The organism is Variovorax sp. 01T439_2 (genome assembly GCF_056398445.1).
In genome coordinates this window covers 1-1,860 of sequence record NZ_JBFTPJ010001069.1, presented here as the reverse complement: position 1 = coordinate 1,860, position 1,860 = coordinate 1, and the positions used below count along the sequence as shown (strand labels likewise).

The following is a 1,860-nucleotide window of genomic DNA, read 5'->3' as shown; positions in this document are numbered from 1 at the left end:
GGGCAGCGCCACGGGCTGCATGATGCGCTCGGCCTCGTCGGCGTAGTAGCGCAGGAAGTCGACGGCCTCGCGCACTTCGGCCACCGCGTCGCCCCAGGTCTTGAAGGCCTCCTTGACCAGCAGCGCGCAAAAGCGCGACAACTCGCGCTGCAGCGCGTCGGCGGCCTCGCGCAGCATGGCGGCGCGCGCCTCGACCGGCGTCTTGCGCCAGCTGCGGGAAGCGGCAGCGCTGGCGGCCACGGCCTTGGGCGCGCTGGCGGCATCGAACAATTCGACATGCGGCACCGCCGTGGTCTCCAGCGCGGCCAGCAGCGGCGCGCGCATCGGCTCGACGGCAAGGTCGATGCCTTCGCTGTTGCGCCGCGCCGGCGGCGGGCCGTAGAGCGCGGGCGGCAGCGGCAGGGCGGGGTTCGCCTCCTCGAGCCAGAGCGGCGACATCAGCAGCTCGCCGATGTCCACCTGCTCGTCGCCGAGCTGGTTCACGAAGGACGAGTTGGCGCCGTTTTCCAAGAGGCGCCGCACGAGGTAGGCGAGCAGGTCCTTGTGCTGGCCCACCGGGGCGTACACGCGCACCGGCGCTGTGGTGCTCTTCATCACTTCGCGGTAGACGCCCTCGCCCATGCCATGCAGACGCTGCAGCTCGAAGGGCGCGCCGGCCGCCTCGGCCATCTGCAGGATGGCGGCGATGGTGCCCGCGTTGTGGGTGGCGAACTGCGGATAGACCGCATCGGGCGCCGACAGCAGCGCACGCGCGCAAGCCAGGTAGCTCACGTCGCTGTGGTGCTTGTGCGTGAAGACCGGGTAGTGCGGCAGGCCGAGTTCCTGGGCCCGCTTGATCTCGGCGTCCCAGTAGGCGCCCTTCACGAGGCGGYACATCAGCCGCAGCTTGTGCCGGCGCGCCACCGCCGTGACGTGCGCAATCAATTCGAGCGCGCGCGTCTGGTAGGCCTGCAGCGCCAAGCCGAAGCCGCGCCATTGCGGCCGTTCGGCGGCCACGCGCGCGGCCAGCGCCTCGAACACGTCGAGCGACAGCTCGAGCCGGTCGACCTCTTCGGCATCGATGGTGAGGTTGAGGCCGGCATCGGCCGCCAGTTCGCACAGCTGCCACACGCGCGGCACCAGCTCGCGCATCACGCGCTCGCGCTGCGCGTCCTCGTAGCGCGGATGCAGCGCGCTGAGCTTGATGGAGATGCCGTCGTTGTGCTCGGGCCCGCGCGCCGCATCGGCACCGGCCGCAATGGCGCCGATGGCCTGCGTGTAGCTCTCGAGGTAGCGCAGCGCATCGGCATCGGTGCGCGCGCCTTCGCCGAGCATGTCGTAGCTGAAGCGCAGCGCGCCCTGCCGGCGGTGCGCCGAGCGGGCCTCGTCCATGGCTTCGGCGATGGTCTGTCCGAGMACGAACTGGCGCCCCAGCAACTGCACCGCGCGCAAAGTGGCGGCCACCACCGTGCGGGAGCCGAGCTTGGCCATGAGGCCGGGCGGATGGTCGCCTTCGGGCAGGAATTTCTTCGACATCGCGATGGCGGCGGACGACAGCCGCGACAGCGTGGAATCGGCCGTGCCCTCGAAATCGGCCCGGCCCAGCTGGTCGGCCGTGAGCGCAATGGCCGTGGCGGCGTCGGGCACGCGCAGCAGCGCCTCGGCCAGGCGCATCAGCGCAAGGCCCTCGGCGCTGGAGATCGGGTACTCGCGCAGCAGGCTTTCCATGGCCCAGAACGGCGGCGGATGGCGGCGCACCGCCTCCACCCAGGGCGTGGCGGCGGCGGCCGCGGCGCGCCAGTCGAGCGCGCCTTCGAGCGAGGCGAGCCGGTGCGAGACGACATCGGCTTCAGGCCGGTAAGGGATGGGCAGGTGCATGGC

Annotated in this window: 1 protein-coding gene; it reads right to left on the bottom strand. The window is 71.6% G+C overall.

The genetic code is table 11. The features are described from left to right. Nucleotides 1–1,857: proline dehydrogenase family protein (locus AC1DOC_RS31930; protein WP_478131365.1), on the bottom strand; the 1,857-nt coding region annotated here is incomplete at its 3' end. Nucleotides 1,858–1,860: the final 3 nt, after the last annotated feature.